The sequence below is a fragment of the Vibrio sp. 2132-1 genome, assembly GCF_033344315.1.
The window spans coordinates 1-559 of the sequence record NZ_JAWPON010000690.1 but is presented as its reverse complement, the minus strand read 5'-3'; the positions used below and the strand labels follow the sequence as shown (position 1 = coordinate 559).

The window sequence follows — 559 nt, the reverse complement described above, 5'->3', positions numbered from 1 at the left end:
ATAACTAATATTGAGCTTTCACTTTAAAAAATAAGGAGACAACACCATGGTTCGTTGGATGTTTATTTTCCTTGCTTTGGCTCTCGTTTCAGCGGTGCTCGGATTTAGTGGTATTGCCGGTGCCGCCGCAGCTGTCGCGCAAGTGATATTTTATCTGTTCCTGTTGTCATTAATTGTATCAATAGTATTTGTGATACTTGGAAAGAAAAACGTAAATAGATAGGAGTTAGCATGCGAGTTACGTCATTTATTTATCGTATCGCCGCAGTATTTGGTTTGGTGTTTGCTTTAGCGGCGTGTAGTGATGAAGGGCCAATGGAAAAAGCGGGCAAAAAATTGGATGAGACTGCGGAAGAAGCGCAAAACGCCATTGAAGATGGTTGTGAAAACCTTAAAGAGAATCTGAACGCGGAAGACAAAGATTGTTAAGCGTTCACCTCATCCATCAACAGCAAAAAAGGGCGGCGTGATAACCGCCCTTTGTTTTACCAACTATTCTTAATCCGATAAGGAGTCAGAGATGAAGAACATATTCGATGTGCTAAAAGAAAGTCATGAA

2 protein-coding genes are annotated in these 559 nt (G+C 41.0%); both read left to right on the top strand.

The annotated features are described in order from the left end of the window. Positions 1 to 46: 46 nt before the first annotated feature. Positions 47 to 223: a DUF1328 family protein gene (locus R8N47_RS27415; protein ID WP_005478615.1), complete on the top strand. Its 177-nt coding sequence runs from the start codon at positions 47 to 49 to the stop codon at positions 221 to 223. Between the two features lie 8 nt (positions 224 to 231). Next, positions 232 to 429 carry a hypothetical protein gene (locus tag R8N47_RS27410; RefSeq protein ID WP_005466987.1) on the top strand — a complete coding sequence of 66 codons (198 nt, stop codon included), beginning with the start codon at positions 232 to 234 and terminating at the stop codon, positions 427 to 429. The last annotated feature ends 130 nt before the right edge of the window (positions 430 to 559 follow it).

Coding starts and splice junctions, on each gene's coding strand:
- R8N47_RS27415 (WP_005478615.1), top strand. CDS start 47: ATGGTTCGTTGGATGTTTATTTTCCTTGCTTTGGCTCTCGTTTCAGCG.
- R8N47_RS27410 (WP_005466987.1), top strand. CDS start 232: ATGCGAGTTACGTCATTTATTTATCGTATCGCCGCAGTATTTGGTTTG.